Annotated in this window: 13 protein-coding genes; 9 read left to right on the top strand and 4 right to left on the bottom strand. The window is 68.9% G+C overall.

Features of this window, described 5'->3' with window-relative positions; translation table 11 throughout:
* Positions 1 to 22: 22 nt before the first annotated feature.
* Both HUA78_RS32940 and HUA78_RS32935 read right to left on the bottom strand, forming a co-directional pair.
* Positions 23 to 1,720, bottom strand: coding sequence for a delta-60 repeat domain-containing protein (locus HUA78_RS32940; protein WP_254624022.1), 1,698 nt, complete (start codon positions 1,718 to 1,720; stop codon positions 23 to 25).
* Between the two features lie 218 nt (positions 1,721 to 1,938).
* Entirely contained in the window at positions 1,939 to 2,157 is a 219-nt protein-coding gene (locus HUA78_RS32935; protein WP_174457792.1) for a hypothetical protein, read from the bottom strand.
* Between the two features lie 198 nt (positions 2,158 to 2,355).
* Between HUA78_RS32935 and HUA78_RS32930 the strand changes: the two genes are divergently transcribed.
* Positions 2,356 to 4,128: a caspase family protein gene (locus HUA78_RS32930; protein ID WP_174477945.1), complete on the top strand. Its 1,773-nt coding sequence runs from the start codon at positions 2,356 to 2,358 to the stop codon at positions 4,126 to 4,128.
* A 70-nt stretch (positions 4,129 to 4,198) separates the two neighbouring features.
* On the opposite strand, the gene HUA78_RS32925 is transcribed toward HUA78_RS32930, so the two are convergent.
* Both HUA78_RS32925 and HUA78_RS32920 read right to left on the bottom strand, forming a co-directional pair.
* Complete coding sequence (locus HUA78_RS32925) at positions 4,199 to 4,807, bottom strand: RNA polymerase sigma factor (protein WP_174457794.1); 609 nt, start codon at positions 4,805 to 4,807, stop codon at positions 4,199 to 4,201.
* Positions 4,808 to 5,875: a sigma-54 dependent transcriptional regulator gene (locus tag HUA78_RS32920; protein WP_305794702.1), complete on the bottom strand. Its 1,068-nt coding sequence runs from the start codon at positions 5,873 to 5,875 to the stop codon at positions 4,808 to 4,810.
* A gap of 388 nt (positions 5,876 to 6,263) precedes the next feature.
* On the opposite strand from HUA78_RS32920, the gene HUA78_RS32915 reads away from it, so the two are divergent.
* The 8 genes from HUA78_RS32915 to HUA78_RS32880 all read left to right on the top strand — a co-directional run bounded on the left by HUA78_RS32915 (position 6,264) and on the right by HUA78_RS32880 (position 15,247).
* Entirely contained in the window at positions 6,264 to 6,593 is a 330-nt protein-coding gene (locus HUA78_RS32915) for a hypothetical protein (RefSeq protein ID WP_174457796.1), read from the top strand.
* Between the two features lie 103 nt (positions 6,594 to 6,696).
* Positions 6,697 to 8,946, top strand: a complete 2,250-nt coding sequence (locus HUA78_RS32910; RefSeq protein ID WP_174477943.1) for a TOMM precursor leader peptide-binding protein — start codon at positions 6,697 to 6,699, stop codon at positions 8,944 to 8,946.
* A 12-nt stretch (positions 8,947 to 8,958) separates the two neighbouring features.
* The gene (locus HUA78_RS32905) at positions 8,959 to 10,353 is read left to right on the top strand and encodes a SagB family peptide dehydrogenase (RefSeq protein WP_174461148.1); all 1,395 of its coding nucleotides are present in this window, start codon (positions 8,959 to 8,961) and stop codon (positions 10,351 to 10,353) included.
* On the top strand, positions 10,350 to 11,687 hold the full coding sequence (locus HUA78_RS32900; protein WP_174477942.1) for a B12-binding domain-containing radical SAM protein: 1,338 nt from the start codon (positions 10,350 to 10,352) through the stop codon (positions 11,685 to 11,687). Before HUA78_RS32905 ends, HUA78_RS32900 begins: the two co-directional genes overlap by 4 nt.
* Entirely contained in the window at positions 11,684 to 13,024 is a 1,341-nt protein-coding gene (locus tag HUA78_RS32895; RefSeq protein ID WP_174477941.1) for a cytochrome P450, read from the top strand. The genes HUA78_RS32900 and HUA78_RS32895 overlap by 4 nt, the downstream gene beginning before the upstream one ends.
* On the top strand, positions 13,021 to 13,839 hold the full coding sequence (locus HUA78_RS32890) for a class I SAM-dependent methyltransferase (protein ID WP_174477940.1): 819 nt from the start codon (positions 13,021 to 13,023) through the stop codon (positions 13,837 to 13,839). The genes HUA78_RS32895 and HUA78_RS32890 overlap by 4 nt, the downstream gene beginning before the upstream one ends.
* 53 nt (positions 13,840 to 13,892) lie before the next feature.
* On the top strand, positions 13,893 to 14,462 hold the full coding sequence (locus tag HUA78_RS32885) for a sigma-70 family RNA polymerase sigma factor (RefSeq protein ID WP_174477939.1): 570 nt from the start codon (positions 13,893 to 13,895) through the stop codon (positions 14,460 to 14,462).
* 65 nt (positions 14,463 to 14,527) lie between these two features.
* Positions 14,528 to 15,247: an SDR family NAD(P)-dependent oxidoreductase gene (locus HUA78_RS32880; RefSeq protein ID WP_141640836.1), complete on the top strand. Its 720-nt coding sequence runs from the start codon at positions 14,528 to 14,530 to the stop codon at positions 15,245 to 15,247.
* Positions 15,248 to 15,287: the final 40 nt, after the last annotated feature.

The raw sequence follows: 15,287 nt of genomic DNA, 5'->3' as shown, positions 1-15,287 counted from the left end.
GTGGAGGCGGAAGGGGACGGGCTCAGTAGGGCCAGAAGCGCGCCACGAACGGGGTCTCCACGGACTGTCCCGGCGCGGTGTGCAGTCCCGCCACCCGGAAGAAGCCCTCCGCGTCGAGCCGCGCGACGAGGGGCCGCTCACTTCCGGGCAGGTCCGAGTGGTGCGAGCGCAGCACCGTCAGCCCATTCGCGGAGACATGGATGAGGCCCAGGCCCGGCACGCCCGACTCGTCCCGGTACACCGTGGACAGCGCGATGTCGCCGCCCGGCAGCAGCCCCGTGCCCACGAGCACGTCCCTCGCCTGATTCTCCACCGTCACGAAGTAGCGGGAGCCCTGCGTGCCGAAGGAGGAGTCCACCGCGCCCGTGCCGCTGTCGATTCGCAGCAGCCCCGCGCCGGTGCCGGCCCCTTCCCCACTGAACACGGCGCGAGTCCCCACCAGCACCTTGCCACCCTCCAGGAGGTGCAGCGTCCGGGGCGTGAGCCTGGGGGTGACATAGGCGGGAGGGCTGTAGCTGAAGGCGCGGTCCCGCTCACCGTTGACCTGATAGCGCCGCAGCGACAGGCCATGGTTGTGAGACGCCGTCGTGCCCGCAAGCAGGAGCGAGTCGTCCGCGAGCGCGATGACCCCCAGCCCCTCGTCGTCCTCGCCGACGTCCTCCCAGGCGAGTCCGTCCGCGCTGAACGAGGTGTCGAGTTGGCCCGTCGGCAGCAGTCGCACGAGGACCTGGTCCCGGTCCGTGTTCTGCACGGTCCCCGCGCCCACCACGCGGCCCCGGGAGTCCACGGTGAGGGCATGCAGCGTGGCGTTGCCCGCGGAGAGCTGGAAGGTCCTCACCCCCGTCGTCCCGAAGGTGGTGTCCAGCGCGCCCGTGTCGGTGAGCCGCACGAGCAGCAGGCTCTGGTAGTTGCGCGCCGTGCAGCTGTTGGTGTCCGCGATGGCGCCACCGGCGAGCACGACCCGCCCGTCCGAGAGCACGGTGACGGCGTCGACGTAGTCATCACCGTCACAGACGTCGATGACGCGTGTGCCCTGGGTGCCAAACGAGACATCGGGCGTTCCGTCCGGCAGCAGCCGCGCCACCAGCACGTCCCTCAGGCCCGCCGAGCCGGTGGAGCCCGCGAGAATCCACTTCCCGTCCGGCGTCACGGCCATGGCGTTGATGCTCACCGCGGACAGCCCCAGCGCGGGGAGCATGAGCCCCTGTGAGCCAAACGAGACATCCAGCGCGGCCTGCCCCGGCTGGACCTCCAGCGTCACCGACACCTCGACACGCTCCCCCCGGCCCTCTCCCACCACCCGGATGGGGAAGCGCCCATAGGCCGCGGCCTCCTCCACGTGGAGCTCGAAACTGGCCAGGTTCTCCGCCCCCGGCACGGACAGCGTCAGCGCGTCCGCCAGGACGTGGGCGGGCAGCCCCTCCAGCGTGAGGGTGACGTCGCCGGTGAACGAGTCATCACGTCGCACCTGGACGCTGAAGCGCGTCGTGTTCCGCGGCGCGAAGCGCAGCGTCGGCTCGGAAGGCGGGAGCACGGTGAAGGCAGGCGCCGGCTCTCCACCGGCATCCGGAGCGGGCTCCTCGGTACCGGCGTCCGACGGTGGACCTCCCGCATCCGGGCGGGGCGTGCCCGCGTCTCCACCCGAGGAAGGGGGCGGCGGGCTTTCGTCCGATGAGCACCCCATGCCCGTGGCCCCCAGCGCCACCAGGGCGACCAGCAACGAGAGCCGGAGGCGGGAGGGTGCGCGCTGACACGGGACGGTGGTTCGTACGGACCCGGGGACCGAGACGGCGGAAGAGCGACATGCGGGGAGGTTCATGTCGGCGGCACACTAAAGAGCGGGGCTCCCCGTCGAAAGTGGCTTGTCGCATGAAACCACCCGGGGTGAAGACAGCCCGGGGTGGAGGGAGCCGGGAGACTCCCTCCACCCCGGTGTCCTCAACTGGAGTAAGACAAATCATTCTCTCCAGGTGAGGACTGATTGCTTTGGTAGCTGTTGGCACGCACCTGCCAGACCCCTCCCTGATTCGTGCCGAGCCACTGGGCAATCGTGGTGATGAGTGAAGCGTCGTGGACGTGCTTGTCCTGTTGCCAGCACACCCAGACTTCCTTCCCCGTGGTGGAGTTCTCGAACTTCTCTCGACAGTATTTCGGCATCGACTTCCTCCCGCGCGAATCGCATCCAGACCGCGCCTCCCATAACGGTCCGTAAGCAGGGCTCGTGACAGCCCTCGAGTGCTGGCGATTGACGTCCGCGGGACGTGTCACGCCACGCGCCCTCCGTTCGTTCTCAAGGCGCACCACCCACCGCGCTTTCGCGGTGCTCCCGAAGCGCCCCAGGAGGCGAAGCACGCCATGAGTCCTTCTACCCCGAGCGGCACGGACGCCACCCCCAAGCCCCCCGCGAGTCCGCCCCCCGCTCCCAAGGAAACACCGACCAAGCGCACCTCCTCGGAGCTGCGCGCGCCGAACCAGATTCGCAACCGCAAGGCCGTCGTCGCGGGCATCAACAACTACCGTCCCCAAATCAATCAACTGTCGAGCTGTATCAACGACGCCAACCTGATGGTGAGCCTGCTGGGGACGCAGTATGGGTTCGCGCCGAAGGACATCCAGGTCCGGCTGGACGAGGCCGCCACGCTGAGCAACCTGAAGGAGTCGCTGGCCTGGCTGTTCGACGGTGCCACGCAGGATGACGCGCTGGTCTTCTTCTTCTCCGGCCATGGCTACCGCGTGCAGATAGACGAGGTCTGGCGAGAGAGCCTGGTGCTCTACGACGACTTCTTCTTCGACCAGGACTTCTCCAAGCTGACCCAGCCGCTCCCCGAGGGCGTGCTGACCACCGTCCTGGACGCGTGCCACTCCGGAGGGATGGAGAAGGACCTCTTCATCGCGTCGGACTTCGCCCGGAAGCTCCATCAACTGGGAGCCACCCGCCGCGTCGAGCTGGCCAAGGTGAAGGCATACATCGACCCTCGCGACTTCGGAGCCACCACGGGAGAGAAGGCCTTCCTGCCCGCCACGCAGGCGCACCAGCGCTCCTGGCTGCACCGGAGCTCCGACGAGCGCGCCGGGGAGATTCCCTTCCGGGGCTTCGGCCGGCCCGTCCAGATTCTCCCGGGAGTGGCTGTCACCAAGGCGTATGACCCGCAGGTGGCGGCCGAGCCACCCCAGGCCAACTGCACGCTGCTGACGGCCTGCACCGCCGAGCAGACGGCGGCCGCGGGCACGCAGCTCACCAAGAACCTGTCTGTGTTCACCTTCACGCTGGGACAGGTGCTCGGTGGGACGCCGAATGTCTCCTACGCGCAGTGCCTCCAGCAGGCCGCGGCCCAGATTTCCAGCCTGGGCTTCCAGCAGACGCCTGAGTTGCTGGTGACGCCCGACACCAACTGGGTGCGCAACCGCTCCGTCTTCCTCAACACCGATTTCGGCGCAGCGCCGAAAACCGTGGTCCCGGTCAGCCTGCCGTTCGGGCTGGGCGCTCCCACGGCTCCCGCAGTCACCCAGTCGAACGAAGGAGTCAAAACCATGACGTATCCGCAGATGCCGAATCTCCCTGGCCTCTCGCAACTCGTTGGCCTGCCCATCGGCCTCACACATCCCCTGATGGCCACGGGTCCGCAGGGCGCGGACAAGGGCTGGACGGACGTGCTCCAGCACCTGGTCAGCACCGCGCCCGCCCTCATCGGGCCCCTGGTGAACACCATCGGCGGCGCCGTCTCCGCCGCCAGCAAGGGCTACCAGCCCGCCGCCGACAAGGGCTGGTCGGACGTGTTCCAGCACCTGGTCAGCACCGCGCCCGCCCTCATCGGGCCGCTGGTGAACACCATCGGTGGCGCCGTCTCCGCCGCCAGCAAGGGCTACCAGCCGGCCGGCGCGGACAAGGGCTGGACGGACGTGCTCTCGTCCCTCGTCTCCTCCGCGCCCCACCTCATCGGGCCGCTGGTGAACACCATCGGCGGCGCCGTCTCCGCCGCCAGCAAGGGCTACCAGCCCGCGGTGATGGGCACCGCCGCCGACAAGGGTTGGACGGACGTGCTCCAGCACCTGGTCAGCACCGCGCCCGCGCTCATCGGGCCCCTGGTCAGCACCGTCACCGGTGCCGTCGCCGCCGCGCGCCAGTGAGCCTTCGTCGCGGCTGAAACCGGGCCGGCTCCCATCCCTCCTTCATGGATGGGAGCCGGCTCGGCGCGCATCAGCCGTCCGTCCGCTTGCGCCGCCCCGACAGCCAGCGATGGAAGCTGGCCTCGTCGCGAATCACCCCCGCCTGGGCCAGCGGCTGGACGAGCCGCTTGCGGGAGCGCTCCACGATTTTGCGCACGTTGGCGGGCGTCAGCCGGAGCGTCGCCGCGATGTCCGCGTAGCCCTGCTGTTCGACGAAGGCCAGACGCGCACAGGCCCTCAGTTGCGGCGGCAGCGACTCCAGCAGCTCCAGCAACAGCGATTGCAACTGCTGCTCCTCCTGCTCCCCACACGGCCGCGCCGCCTCCAGCTCCGCGCCATCCCCCAGCTCCTCGTCGAGCGACGTCCACCGCCACGACTGGCGGCGCCGCTCACGCTGGAGGTCGATGCAGACGTTGATGGCCACCCGACGCAGCAGCGCCCAGGGCCACTCCTCCTGGGAGGAGGAGCGCGACATCTGAAGCCAGACACGCACTCCCGTGCGGCTCATCGCCTCTCTCGCCGCGTCCAGGTCCCCCAGCGTCCGCTCGCAGATTCGCAGCAGGGCGCGCTGGTGCTGACTCCAGAGCGCCTCGAAGCGCGTGGACCCGGACGCGCTCGACTCCTCTTGCTCGGGGCGCATTCAGACCTTCCCGAGCGTCAGGTCCACCAGGTCCGTGAAGGGCGAGGGCGACTGCCCCACCGCCTCGACGAGCGCGTCCACCTTCCGCAGCTCGCGCTCGAGCGCCTTGTAGTGATTGCGATTCTTCAAGAGCCGCTTGCGGCCCAACAGGAGGAAGGCCTCCTCCCGCCCCACCTGCCGCACGGCGGTGCCGAGCACGAAGCCACGAAACGCATCCGCCAGGTCCAGGTCCCATGGCACCGCGGCGCGCTGGGCCTCCATGACGAAACACGCGGACGCCACGCGCAGCGCCTCGATGAGCGAGCGCGACGTGGGCGACTCCTCGTAGCCCAGCGCCTGCATCACATGACTGTCCCTCAGCAGGACCTCGTGCTCGACCTGGGACATCACCGCCAGCGAGTACGCACGGCGGACGATGTTGTCGAGCTGCCGGAGGTTGCCCGGCCAGCTGCGGCTGAGCAGCTGCGCCTGCGCATCCGGGGCCATCTGCGCCTGGCCCTCGCGCTCGCGCTCCTGGTGTCGCCGACTCAACATGTACTGCGCCCACGGGATGATTTCGTCCCGGCGCGCATCCAGGGGCGGAATCTGGATGGGGAGCACGTTGACGCGATAGTAGAGGTCCTCGCGGAACCTCCCGGCCGTCACCGCCTCGTGGAGGTCCACGTTCGTCCCCACGATGAAGCGCACGTCGGCGCGGTGCAGCGTGCCCTCCCCCAGCACCCGGTACGTCCGCTCCTCCAGCACGTGGAGCAGCCCCGCCTGCGCGCGCAGGGACAGCTTGTCGATTTCGTCGATGAACAGCGTGCCGCCCTTCGCGAGCGCCAGGCAGCCCGGGCTGTTCTGCACCGCCCCCGTGAAGGCGCCCTTCCTCCAGCCGAACAGCGCCCCCATCTGCAGCTCCTCCGGCACCGTCATCAAATCCAGCACCTCGAAGGTCCCCTCCTTGCGCCCCGAGTGCTCGTGGCTCCAGCGCGCCAGCCTCGACTTTCCCGAGCCCGTGGGCCCGCTGATGAGGATGGTGTCCTCCTGCTGCGTGAAGACCCGCAGGACCTGAATCAGTCCGGACATGGATTCACCAATGACCGGAAGAAACGCGTCGGTTCGACTCGTCGGCATTCGTCCGCTCCAAACTCAAACATGGGTGGGGGAAGCGGGGCGCACCGGCCTGCAAAACCTCAACCAGTCAAAAATCTCGACAACCCTCTCCTTTCGCGCGCGTCTGGGATGAAAACGCGTGTGCCGGCGTCCCCGTGACAAGCAAATGCTTGTGGCAAGCAAGCAGCGCGGCGACTTTCGAGACGCGGGATGTGTCGCATCCCAGCGACAGGACTCGCGAGCGTGGTGGTGCTCGCGTCTGGCGTGCGTCATGCACAACGCGGCGGCGGCCCTGTCGAGCGTGTCTTCGCGTACTGGTTTTTCATCCGGGGCCGCTCACCACTCGCAGCGAGGCATGAACATGGCGGACTTCCGCACGGCGTACTCCAAGCTCATCCAGGATGTCTGGGCGAACCCTGGCAAGAAAGGCCAGATTGAGCAGGACCCGAACCTGTTGAAGGTCTACGGCTTCGACACCATCCCCAAGTCGGTGGCGTTCACCGAGGCGTACAGCGGAGCGACGACGACGGGCTACGACGAGCAGCTCAAGAGCTGGGACCGCAACAAGGACGGGAACATCACCCTGTTCATCCCGCCGCAGCCCACCGTGACGCCGGGCGGGACGGCGGGAGCGGCGGCCAAGGATGTCTCGGTCTGCTGCTGCTGCTGTCCCTGCTGCACCTGCACCTGAGCCCCGCGCATCGCTCCGGACCCGGCGGCCGCGCGCCACCGGGCTCCGGTGTCGCCCCTGTCGTTCCAGCGGTGCCCACGCTTCATGCCCCCGGGAGTCACGAATGCTGTCGAGACCTGTCTGGAAGAGCCACTGCCGCGTGGAGCGCGTCGACGAGTCGACGGTGCTGCTTCTGCACGAGAAGGACTACCTGCTCCTGCGAGGTCGCGCCTTCCCCCTGCTCGTGCCACTGCTGGACGGACACCACTCGCTGCCGGAGGTCTTCGAGGCGCTCTCCTCGCGACTGTCCCTGGTGGAGGTCTCCCACGCGCTGGAGATCGCCGCGGAGCAGGGCTGCATCCTCGAGGGCAGCACCGACGCACCGGAGCAGGCCCCCTTCTGGCACGCGCTCGGCGTGGACATGGCCACCGTGGCCGAGCGCCTCCAGACGCCCGTGTCCATCGTCTCGCTCGGGGGCGCGTGGCAGGAGTCCCAGCGAGAGGCCTTGCGCGCCCAGGGCCTGCGCTCGGAGGGTGAGGCGGGCTTCCAGCTGGTGCTCTGCGACGACTACCTGCACCCCGCGCTCGATGCGCTCAACCGCCAGGCGCTCGCGGCGCGGCGGCCCTGGATGCTGGCCAGGCCCGTGGGTGGCACGCTGTGGCTGGGGCCCGTCTTCCGCCCCGCGTTGACCGCGTGCTGGGCCTGCCTCGCGCAGCGCCTGCGCTCCAACCGGCAGCTCGAGTCCTTCCTGGAGCGGGAGCAGGGCCACGTCCATCCCCTGGTGCTGCCGGCCGCGAGCCTGTCGGCCACCACCGGGACGGCCTTCCAGCTCGCGGCGCTGGAGGTGGCCAAGGCGCTGGTGCTCGGCCCCGAGCACCCGCTCAGCGAACAACTGGTCACCCTGGACCTGACGACGCTGGAATTGGAGCGACACGCGCTCGTGCGCAGACCCCAGTGTCCGGTGTGTTCGGACGCGGAGGCCACGTCGCGCGCGCCGCTGCCTGTCATTCCCAGGCCCTGTCCCAAGCGGTTCGACGGTGACGGGGGCCATCGCACCCAGTCCCCCGAGCAGACCCTCGCGCGACTGGAGAAGCACATCAGCCCCATCACCGGCGTGGTGCGCAACCTGGAGCCGCTGAGCGCGGACGACGGCGCGGGGCTGGTCCACAGCTACGCGGCCGGACACAACTTCGCGCTGATGCAGCAGGACCTGCGCTTCGTCCTGCTCAACCTCCGGGGCCGCAGCGGGGGCAAGGGGACGACGGATGCCCAGGCCCGGGTGAGCGCGCTGTGCGAAGCCATCGAGCGCTACTCCGGCGTCTACCGGGGTGAGGAGTGGAGCCACGTGGCAAGCCTCCACGAGCTCCGGGACGAGGCCGTCCACCCCAACGCGCTGATGAACTTCAGCCCCGCGCAATACGCCCAGCGCGCGGAGTGGAACGCCTCACACCCGTCCGGCTTCCACCATGTGCCGGAGGTCTTCGACCCCGACCGGCGCATCCATTGGACTCACGCGTGGTCCCTCACGCACGAGCGCTTCCGCCACGTCCCCAGCGCCTACTGCTCCTTCGGGCACCCGGACCTGCGCAAGTGGTTCTTCTGCTCCAGCGACTCCAACGGCTGCGCGGCGGGCAACACGCTGGAGGAGGCCATCCTCCAGGGCTTCCTGGAGCTGGTGGAGCGCGACTCGGTGGCGCTCTGGTGGTACTCGCGGACGCGGCGGCCCGCCGTGGACCTGGACAGCGTGGACCTGCCGTATGTCCACGCGCTGCGGGAGCACTACGGCCGACTCCAGCGAGAGCTGTGGGTATTGGACGTCACCGCGGACCTGGGCATTCCCACGCTCGCGGCGGTGTCACGGCGATGGGACTCGCCGGTGGAGGACATCGTCGTGGGCTTCGGCGCGCACCTGGACGCGCGCGTCGCGCTGCTGCGGGCGCTCACGGAGGTCAACCAGTTCCTCCCCGCCGTGCAGCACCGGGACGCGGACGGCAAGACGCTCTACTGGTTCCCCGAGCGGGAGGCCGTCCGGTGGTGGCAGACGGCGACGGCGGCGAACCAGCCCTATCTGCTCCCTGACCCGAACGCCCCCGCGCGCCCCCTGGGCCTGCTCCCCGACCTGTCCTCCGGTGACTTGCGCGTGGACGTGGAGCGCTGTGTCGCGCACGCCAGGCGCGCGGGCATGGAGACGCTGGTGCTGGACCAGACGCAGCCCGACGTGGGGCTGCCCGTCGTCAAGGTGATGGTCCCCGGCATGCGTCACTTCTGGAAGCGCTTCGGGCCGGGCCGGCTCTACGACGTGCCCGCGCGGCTGGGCTGGGTCCAGCGGCCGCTGCGCGAGGAGCAGCTCAACCCCACCGGCATCTTCTTCTGAGGAGCGGACGCGATGCGGCTCCATGAATCCTTCGGGCTCACGCCCGGCATCAAGGTCCACACGCTGGAGGATGGGCGGCGCGTCGTCGCCAGTCCTCGCTTCGGTCTGGAGTTCGGCGGCCTGTCCGCTGGCGCCCGGGCCGCGCTCCAGCAATTGGAGACAGGCGGCACGGAACACGAGCTGCTCGACACCGCGGAGCCGCATGACGGGCCCACCGCGAGCCTCCTGCTGGACCACCTGCTCCAATCCCTCGCACGGAACGACTTCCTGTACCGGACGCTGCTGCTGGAGGACGCACCACTGGCGACGCTGCTGCCGAGCACGGCCCCCGGCCACTCGGAGCCCCGGAGGCCCGAGGCGAAGTATGTCCTCTCACGGCTCGCGTGCGTGCGTCGCGAGGACCACCAGCTCGTGGTGGAAGTCCCCGCGTCCCACGCCCGCGTGCTGCTGCGGGACACACGGGCGGCGGCGCTCCTCCCGGAGCTGTCTAGCCCGCGCTCCCTGGCCGAGCTGACGGAGCGCGCCGCCACGCTGCCCATCAAGGCCGTGGACCTCCTCCTGGGGATGCTCCTGGACGCGAAGGCGGTGCACGTCCCCGAGGAGGAGGACGCCGCGCTGGCGCTGTGGGAGCCGGAGGACCTGCTGTTCCATGGGCACAGCCGACTGGGGCGACTGCCGAGCCCCTATGGCGCCACGTATCGCTTCGAGCACCGGATGGAGCCCCTGCCCGCGCTGAAGCCCCGGATGACGGAGGCGGTGGTGCCGCTGCCCCGGCCCGACCTCAAGCGGCTCTCGCAGGAGGACGCGCCCTTCACCCAGGTGCTGGAGCGACGCCGCTCGCTTCGCACGTATGGCGAGCCGCCCATCAGCCTCGAACAGCTTGGTGAGCTGCTGTACCGCGCGGCGCGCACGCGTCGGGTCCTCTCCACGGAACATGGCGAGCTGGGTGAGCGCCCCTACCCCGGTGGAGGCGCGCTGTATGAGCTGGAGCTGTACCTCGTCGTGGACCGCTGCGAGGGCCTGGAGTCCGGCCTGTATCAGTACCGCTCCGGGCAACACGAGCTGTGCAAGCTGACGCCCCGAACGCAGCAGGTGGAGCAGCTGCTGGAAGGCGCCTGGCACACGCTCGCCCGGGAGGGACGGCCGCAGGTCTTGCTCGTCATCACGGCCCGCTTCCCGCGCGTCTTCTGGAAGTACCAGGCCATGGGCTACGCGCTCATCCTCAAGAACGTCGGGGTGCTGTTCCAGACGCTGTATCTGGCGGCGACCGCCATGGACCTGGCGCCGTGCGCGCTGGGCGGCGGCGACTCCGAGCTGTTCGCGCGCGCCAGTGGAATCCCCCCGCTGGCCGAGGGCGCGGTGGGTGAGTTCGCGCTCGGCACCCGAGCGAAGGAGGACGGCACATGAAGGTCCTGTTGCTCTATCCCAACGCGAAGAGGGAGCTCATCGGCTGGGGAGACCTGGGTGCCATCGCGGAGCCGCTCGCCCTGGAGTACCTGTCCGCGGGGGCCCGTCAGGATGGCCATGAGGTGCGGCTGCTCGATTTGCGCCTGCATCCCCATGATTTGACGCTGACGCTGTGGAGCTTCGAGCCCGACGTGGTGGGCGTCACGGGCTACTCCATGCACGTGCCCCGGATGCTGGAGCTATGTCGGCAGGCCAAGGCGTTGCTGCCCCGGGTGCGCACGGTGGTGGGGGGACACCATGCGACGCTGATGCCCGAGGACTTCTTCGAGCCCCAGATTGACTGTGTCGTGAGTGGCGAGGGAGTCCGCCCGTTCCGGCGCATCCTCCAGGCGCTGGAGGCGGGAGACGGGCTCACGGAAATCCCAGGGGCGTGGGCGCGCGCCCCGGACACGTTCCGCTTCGGAGGCGAGGCGCCCAAGCTGGACATCGACGCGCTGCCCTTTCCGGATCGGAGCCTCGTGCCGGCGGACCGGGCGCGCTACTTCATCGACTGGATGAAGCCCATCGCGCTGCTGCGGACCACGGTGGGCTGTCCCTTCCGGTGCAACTTCTGCTCGCTGTGGAAGATCATGGACGGCCGCTACTACAAGCGCGACGTCGAGCGCGTCGTCGAGGAGCTGGCCACCATCCCCGAGCGCTATGTCTTCCTCGTGGACGACGAGCCCTTCGTCAACCCGCGTCGCATGTGGGCGCTGGCCGAGCAGATTGAAGCCGCTCGACTGGAGAAGGAGTACTTCGCGTACTGCCGCATCGACTCCTTCCTGAGGGATTTGGACCTGATGCGGCGGTGGCGGGACATCGGCCTGCGGCGCGTCTTCTTCGGGCTGGAGGCGGTGCTCGACCACGAGCTGAAGGACTACAACAAGCGGCAGGCGCGCGAGCAGATACTCCAAGGGCTCCAGGCGGCGAAAGAGTTGGGCATCCACGTCTTCGCCAGCTTCATCGTCAAGCCGGAGTACACGCCTCGGGAGTTCGACCAGCTCGCGACATTCATCCGTGAGCAGGGCGTCGACTATCCGTCCTTCACCCTGCTCACGCCGCTGCCGGGCACACCCGCGTGCGAGTCGTTCGAGCACATCCTGGAGCGGCAGCCGAATGGCCGGCCCCACTGGGAGCACTTCGACTTGCAGCACGCGGTGACGCGGACGCGGATGCCTCGGGAGGAGTTCATGCGGGAGTACCGCAAGCTCCAGGGGGTGTTCTCCGCGTCGTACCGCGCGGCGAAACATCCCCTCTTCCAGGACCGAGAGCCTGTGCTCAGGGTGATGCCATGAGCCTGACGGACCTCAACCTGCCCCTGCCTCCGCTGGTGACGGATGCTCCTGACTTGGGAGCCCTGCGCGCCCAGCCGCTGCGCTTCCTCACGGAGAGCGCCAGCAGGTACGGGAGCCTCTTCCGCTATACGGCGGGAGGCTGGTCCACCGTGGTGGTGAACCATCCCCTCCACGCGCAGCACGTGCTCCAGAGTCACGCGCGCAACTACGTCAAGCAGGGCACGCCCGACTTGATGATGCTCCTGCCCATGCTGGGCCAGGGCCTGATGACGACCGAGGGTGAGCCCTGGGCCGAGCAGCGCCGCGTGGCCCGTCCCGCCTTCGAGCACAGTCGCATCGAGCCCTGGGTCCAGGTCATGGCGGAGTGCACCGAGGACATGTTGCGTCGCTGGGAGGACCCGGCGCGCACGGGCATCCCCTTCGACGTGGAGCGCGAGCTGGGGCACCTCACGCTGCGCATCGTCACCCGCTGTCTCTTCGGCTGTGATTTGGAGGACGCCACGACGGACTTCGCCGGGGCGGTGCAGCGGCTCAACAGCTTCATGTCCCGCTTCGACGCCGAGGACGCCGTGGGCCTGCGACAGTTCCGCGAGGCGAGCCAGCTCATCGACACGCTCGTCCAGCGAATCCTCTCGCGGCGGCGCGAGACGGGTGGAGGCACGGACCTGCTGGCCCTGCTCCTGGAAGGGCATCCTCCCGCGCTCGACGGACCCGCCGGTGAGCGCGTCCTGCGCGAGCAGATCTTCACCTTCCTGATGGCGGGCCACGAGACGACGGCCAAGGCGCTCACCTGGAGCCTGCACCTGCTCGGCCTGCATCCGGAGGCTCGGCTTCGCGTGCGCGAGGAGGCGCGGGCGCTGCTGGGCACGAAGCCACTGGTGGCGGAGCGGGTGCGGGCGCTCGACTTCGGAGGACGGGTGCTCCAGGAGGCGATGCGCCTGTATCCCCCGGTGTGGTTGATGTCGCGCATCTGCCGGGAGGACGACTGCGTGGGTGGCTATCACCTCCCCGCCGGCACCCTGGTCATCGTCAGCCCGTACCTGCTCCATCGCCACCCTGACTACTGGAGCGAGCCGGAGACCTTCGACCCGGAGCGCTTCCGGGACAGCCGCGCCTCGGCTCGACATCCCTATGCGTACCTGCCCTTCAGCGGAGGCCCACGTGTCTGCATCGGTCGCAACTTCGCGATGATGGAGGCGCGACTCGTCCTGGCCATGGTCGTCCAGCGCTTCCAGCTCCAGCACGTGGAAGGACGCCGCGTGGAGCCGGAGGCGCTGGTGACACTGCGTCCCTCGGGCGGGCTGCCGATGCGTGCTCGCCGCTGGGATGCGGAATGAGTGGCTCATATCGTCCGGAGGAACACTCAGGAGGGCTCGGCGAGGAGCTCGCGAGGCTGAAGGCCCAGGTGGAGCTGAGCTGGCCGGAGGAGCGTCGGCTCCTTCGTGCCCTGGGGCTGACGGAGAGCATGTCCGTGGTGGAGCTGGGAGGCGGGCCTGGGTTCGTCGCGGAGAAGCTGCTGGAGCTGGTGCCCTCCGGCGCGTTGCATGTCGTGGAGCTGAACCCTGGGATGTGTGTGCTCGCGGAGGCCCGACTGGGCGCACGCGCGCGGGTGCACCGCTGCTCCGTCCTGGAGACAGGGCTGCCCGACGCGCGCTTCGACCTGGCGCTGGCGCGCTTCGTGTTTCAACACCTGGAGGAGCCCCTGCTCGCGGCGCGCGAGGCCCTCAGGTTGCTTCGTCCTGGAGGGCGACTGGTGGTCAGCGAGCTGGACGCGGGACTGTGGGGCGTGGCGGAGCCGTCCCTGCCGGAGCTGGAGTCCATCCACCGCAAGGCGGAGCGGCTTCAGCTCCACCGCGGCGGCAACCGCTTCATCGGTCGCCAACTCGTGCGCCTGCTCACCGCCGCGGGGTTCACGGACGTCCGGCTGGACGTCATCGCGTACCACAGCGACGCGCTGGGCCTGGAGGCGTTCCGACGCCAGTTGGACCCGGAGCGGCTACGACCGGCGATGGATGCCGGGCTCATCTCCCTGGAGGAGCTGGAACAGGTGCGCGCGGGATACCACCGTTTCTACAGCACCCCATCCGCCTCCATCCTGATGCTGGGCTTCGTGGCCCACGGCCTCCGGGCGCTTCCCGTGGAAACCTTGTAACGACGCCGCTACTGGAGACCTAGGGGGCTGAGACCCTCTTCAGGAGCAGGAACGTGACGGCCAAGGACATCTCCCAACTCCCCGCCTCGCCGCCCATCTCCCCCGGCTTCTTGTCGTGGGTGGCGGAGCTGGTGCATGAGCACCGGGAGCGTTTGCTCACCCATGCCCGCCGTCGGGGCCTGGATGCGGAGGATGCGCTCGACGCGGTCCAGGAGAGCTTCTTTTCGTTCTTCCGCCTCCCGGAGGCGCGGGAAATCGCGCGGGACTCCGACGACTCGGTGAAGCTGCTGACGGTCATCCTCCGCCACAACCTCATGAACCGCCGACGCAAACACTCCCGCCAGTCCAAGGCGCGACTGCTGCTCGAAGCGGGGGAGGCCGCACAGGACACCGTGACGAGCGAGGAGTTCATCTCCCGCACCGAGCAACTGGCCTGGATGCACGGGTGCATCTCCCGCATGGCCCAGCTTCAGCGTCGCGTGGTCATGCTCAGTCTGTTGGATGAACAGCCCAGCGGCGAGGTGGGAAAGCTGCTCGGCATCTCCGACGGCTATGTCCGAGTCCTCCTCCACCGCGCCCGTGAGCAATTGCGCCATTGCTCCTTCGAATACGACGGCCTGTAACAGTCCGGCGCGTGACGACCTAGGCCCGGCGAGACGGGCTTTTCGCCCGTTCACGGAGCGAAACCATGGGTTCACAGGTCGCGGTCGTCACGGGTGCGTCGAGTGGAATTGGTCTGGGCCTCACCCGGGCCCTGCTGGAGCGAGGGTTCTCGGTGGTGGGGACGGCGAGGCAGACGTCGCGCGAGCCCTCGCTCGTGCCGACGGAGCAACTGGCGCTCGTGGACGGCGATGTCGGGGACAAGGCGACGGCGAGGAAGGTCTTCGAGGTCGCGGAGTCGCGCTTCGGGCAGGTGGACCTGCTCATCAACAACGCGGGCCTCTTCATCGCAAAACCCTTCACGGATTATGACGAGAGCGATTTCGCCCAGCTGGTGTCGACGAACATCGCGGGCTTCTTCCACATGAGCCAGCAGGCCCTCCGGTGGATGGTGCCCCGGAAGGCAGGGCACATCGTGAACATCGGCACGTCCCTGGTGGGGCAGCCCATCTCGGGCGTCTCCGGAGCGCTCGCCATCCTGACCAAGGGCGGACTCGAGACCGCCACCCGCGCGCTCTCCATCGAATACGCGGGCCAGGGCATCCGCGTGAACACCGTGGCCGCGGGCGCCATCGACACGCCCATGCACTCCCAGGACAAACATCCCTTTCTCAGGACCATGTCCCCCATGCACCGGGTCGGCACGGTGGCGGAGATGGTGGACGCGGTGCTCTACCTTCACGGCGCGACCTATGTCTCGGGCGAAGTCCTCCACGTGGACGGAGGCGCACACGCCGGCAAGTGGTGACATGACATTACATGCGAATTACACGAATAACAACTTTTGC

The organism is Myxococcus sp. CA033, from assembly GCF_013336625.1.
Taxonomy (GTDB): Bacteria; Myxococcota; Myxococcia; order Myxococcales; family Myxococcaceae; genus Myxococcus; species Myxococcus llanfairpwllgwyngyllgogerychwyrndrobwllllantysiliogogogochensis.
This window is presented reverse-complemented; position numbering and strand designations above follow the sequence as displayed.

What these genes read in the sequence shown, in the direction of transcription:
- HUA78_RS32915 (WP_174457796.1), top strand. Translation starts at nt 6,264, where the DNA reads ATGGCGGACTTCCGCACGGCGTACTCCAAGCTCATCCAGGATGTCTGG.
- HUA78_RS32900 (WP_174477942.1), top strand. Translation starts at nt 10,350, where the DNA reads ATGAAGGTCCTGTTGCTCTATCCCAACGCGAAGAGGGAGCTCATCGGC.
- HUA78_RS32895 (WP_174477941.1), top strand. Translation starts at nt 11,684, where the DNA reads ATGAGCCTGACGGACCTCAACCTGCCCCTGCCTCCGCTGGTGACGGAT.
- HUA78_RS32880 (WP_141640836.1), top strand. Translation starts at nt 14,528, where the DNA reads ATGGGTTCACAGGTCGCGGTCGTCACGGGTGCGTCGAGTGGAATTGGT.
- HUA78_RS32910 (WP_174477943.1), top strand. Translation starts at nt 6,697, where the DNA reads ATGCTGTCGAGACCTGTCTGGAAGAGCCACTGCCGCGTGGAGCGCGTC.
- HUA78_RS32905 (WP_174461148.1), top strand. Translation starts at nt 8,959, where the DNA reads ATGCGGCTCCATGAATCCTTCGGGCTCACGCCCGGCATCAAGGTCCAC.
- HUA78_RS32930 (WP_174477945.1), top strand. Translation starts at nt 2,356, where the DNA reads ATGAGTCCTTCTACCCCGAGCGGCACGGACGCCACCCCCAAGCCCCCC.
- HUA78_RS32925 (WP_174457794.1), bottom strand. Translation starts at nt 4,807, where the DNA reads ATGCGCCCCGAGCAAGAGGAGTCGAGCGCGTCCGGGTCCACGCGCTTC.
- HUA78_RS32920 (WP_305794702.1), bottom strand. Translation starts at nt 5,875, where the DNA reads ATGTCCGGACTGATTCAGGTCCTGCGGGTCTTCACGCAGCAGGAGGAC.
- HUA78_RS32935 (WP_174457792.1), bottom strand. Translation starts at nt 2,157, where the DNA reads ATGCCGAAATACTGTCGAGAGAAGTTCGAGAACTCCACCACGGGGAAG.
- HUA78_RS32890 (WP_174477940.1), top strand. Translation starts at nt 13,021, where the DNA reads ATGAGTGGCTCATATCGTCCGGAGGAACACTCAGGAGGGCTCGGCGAG.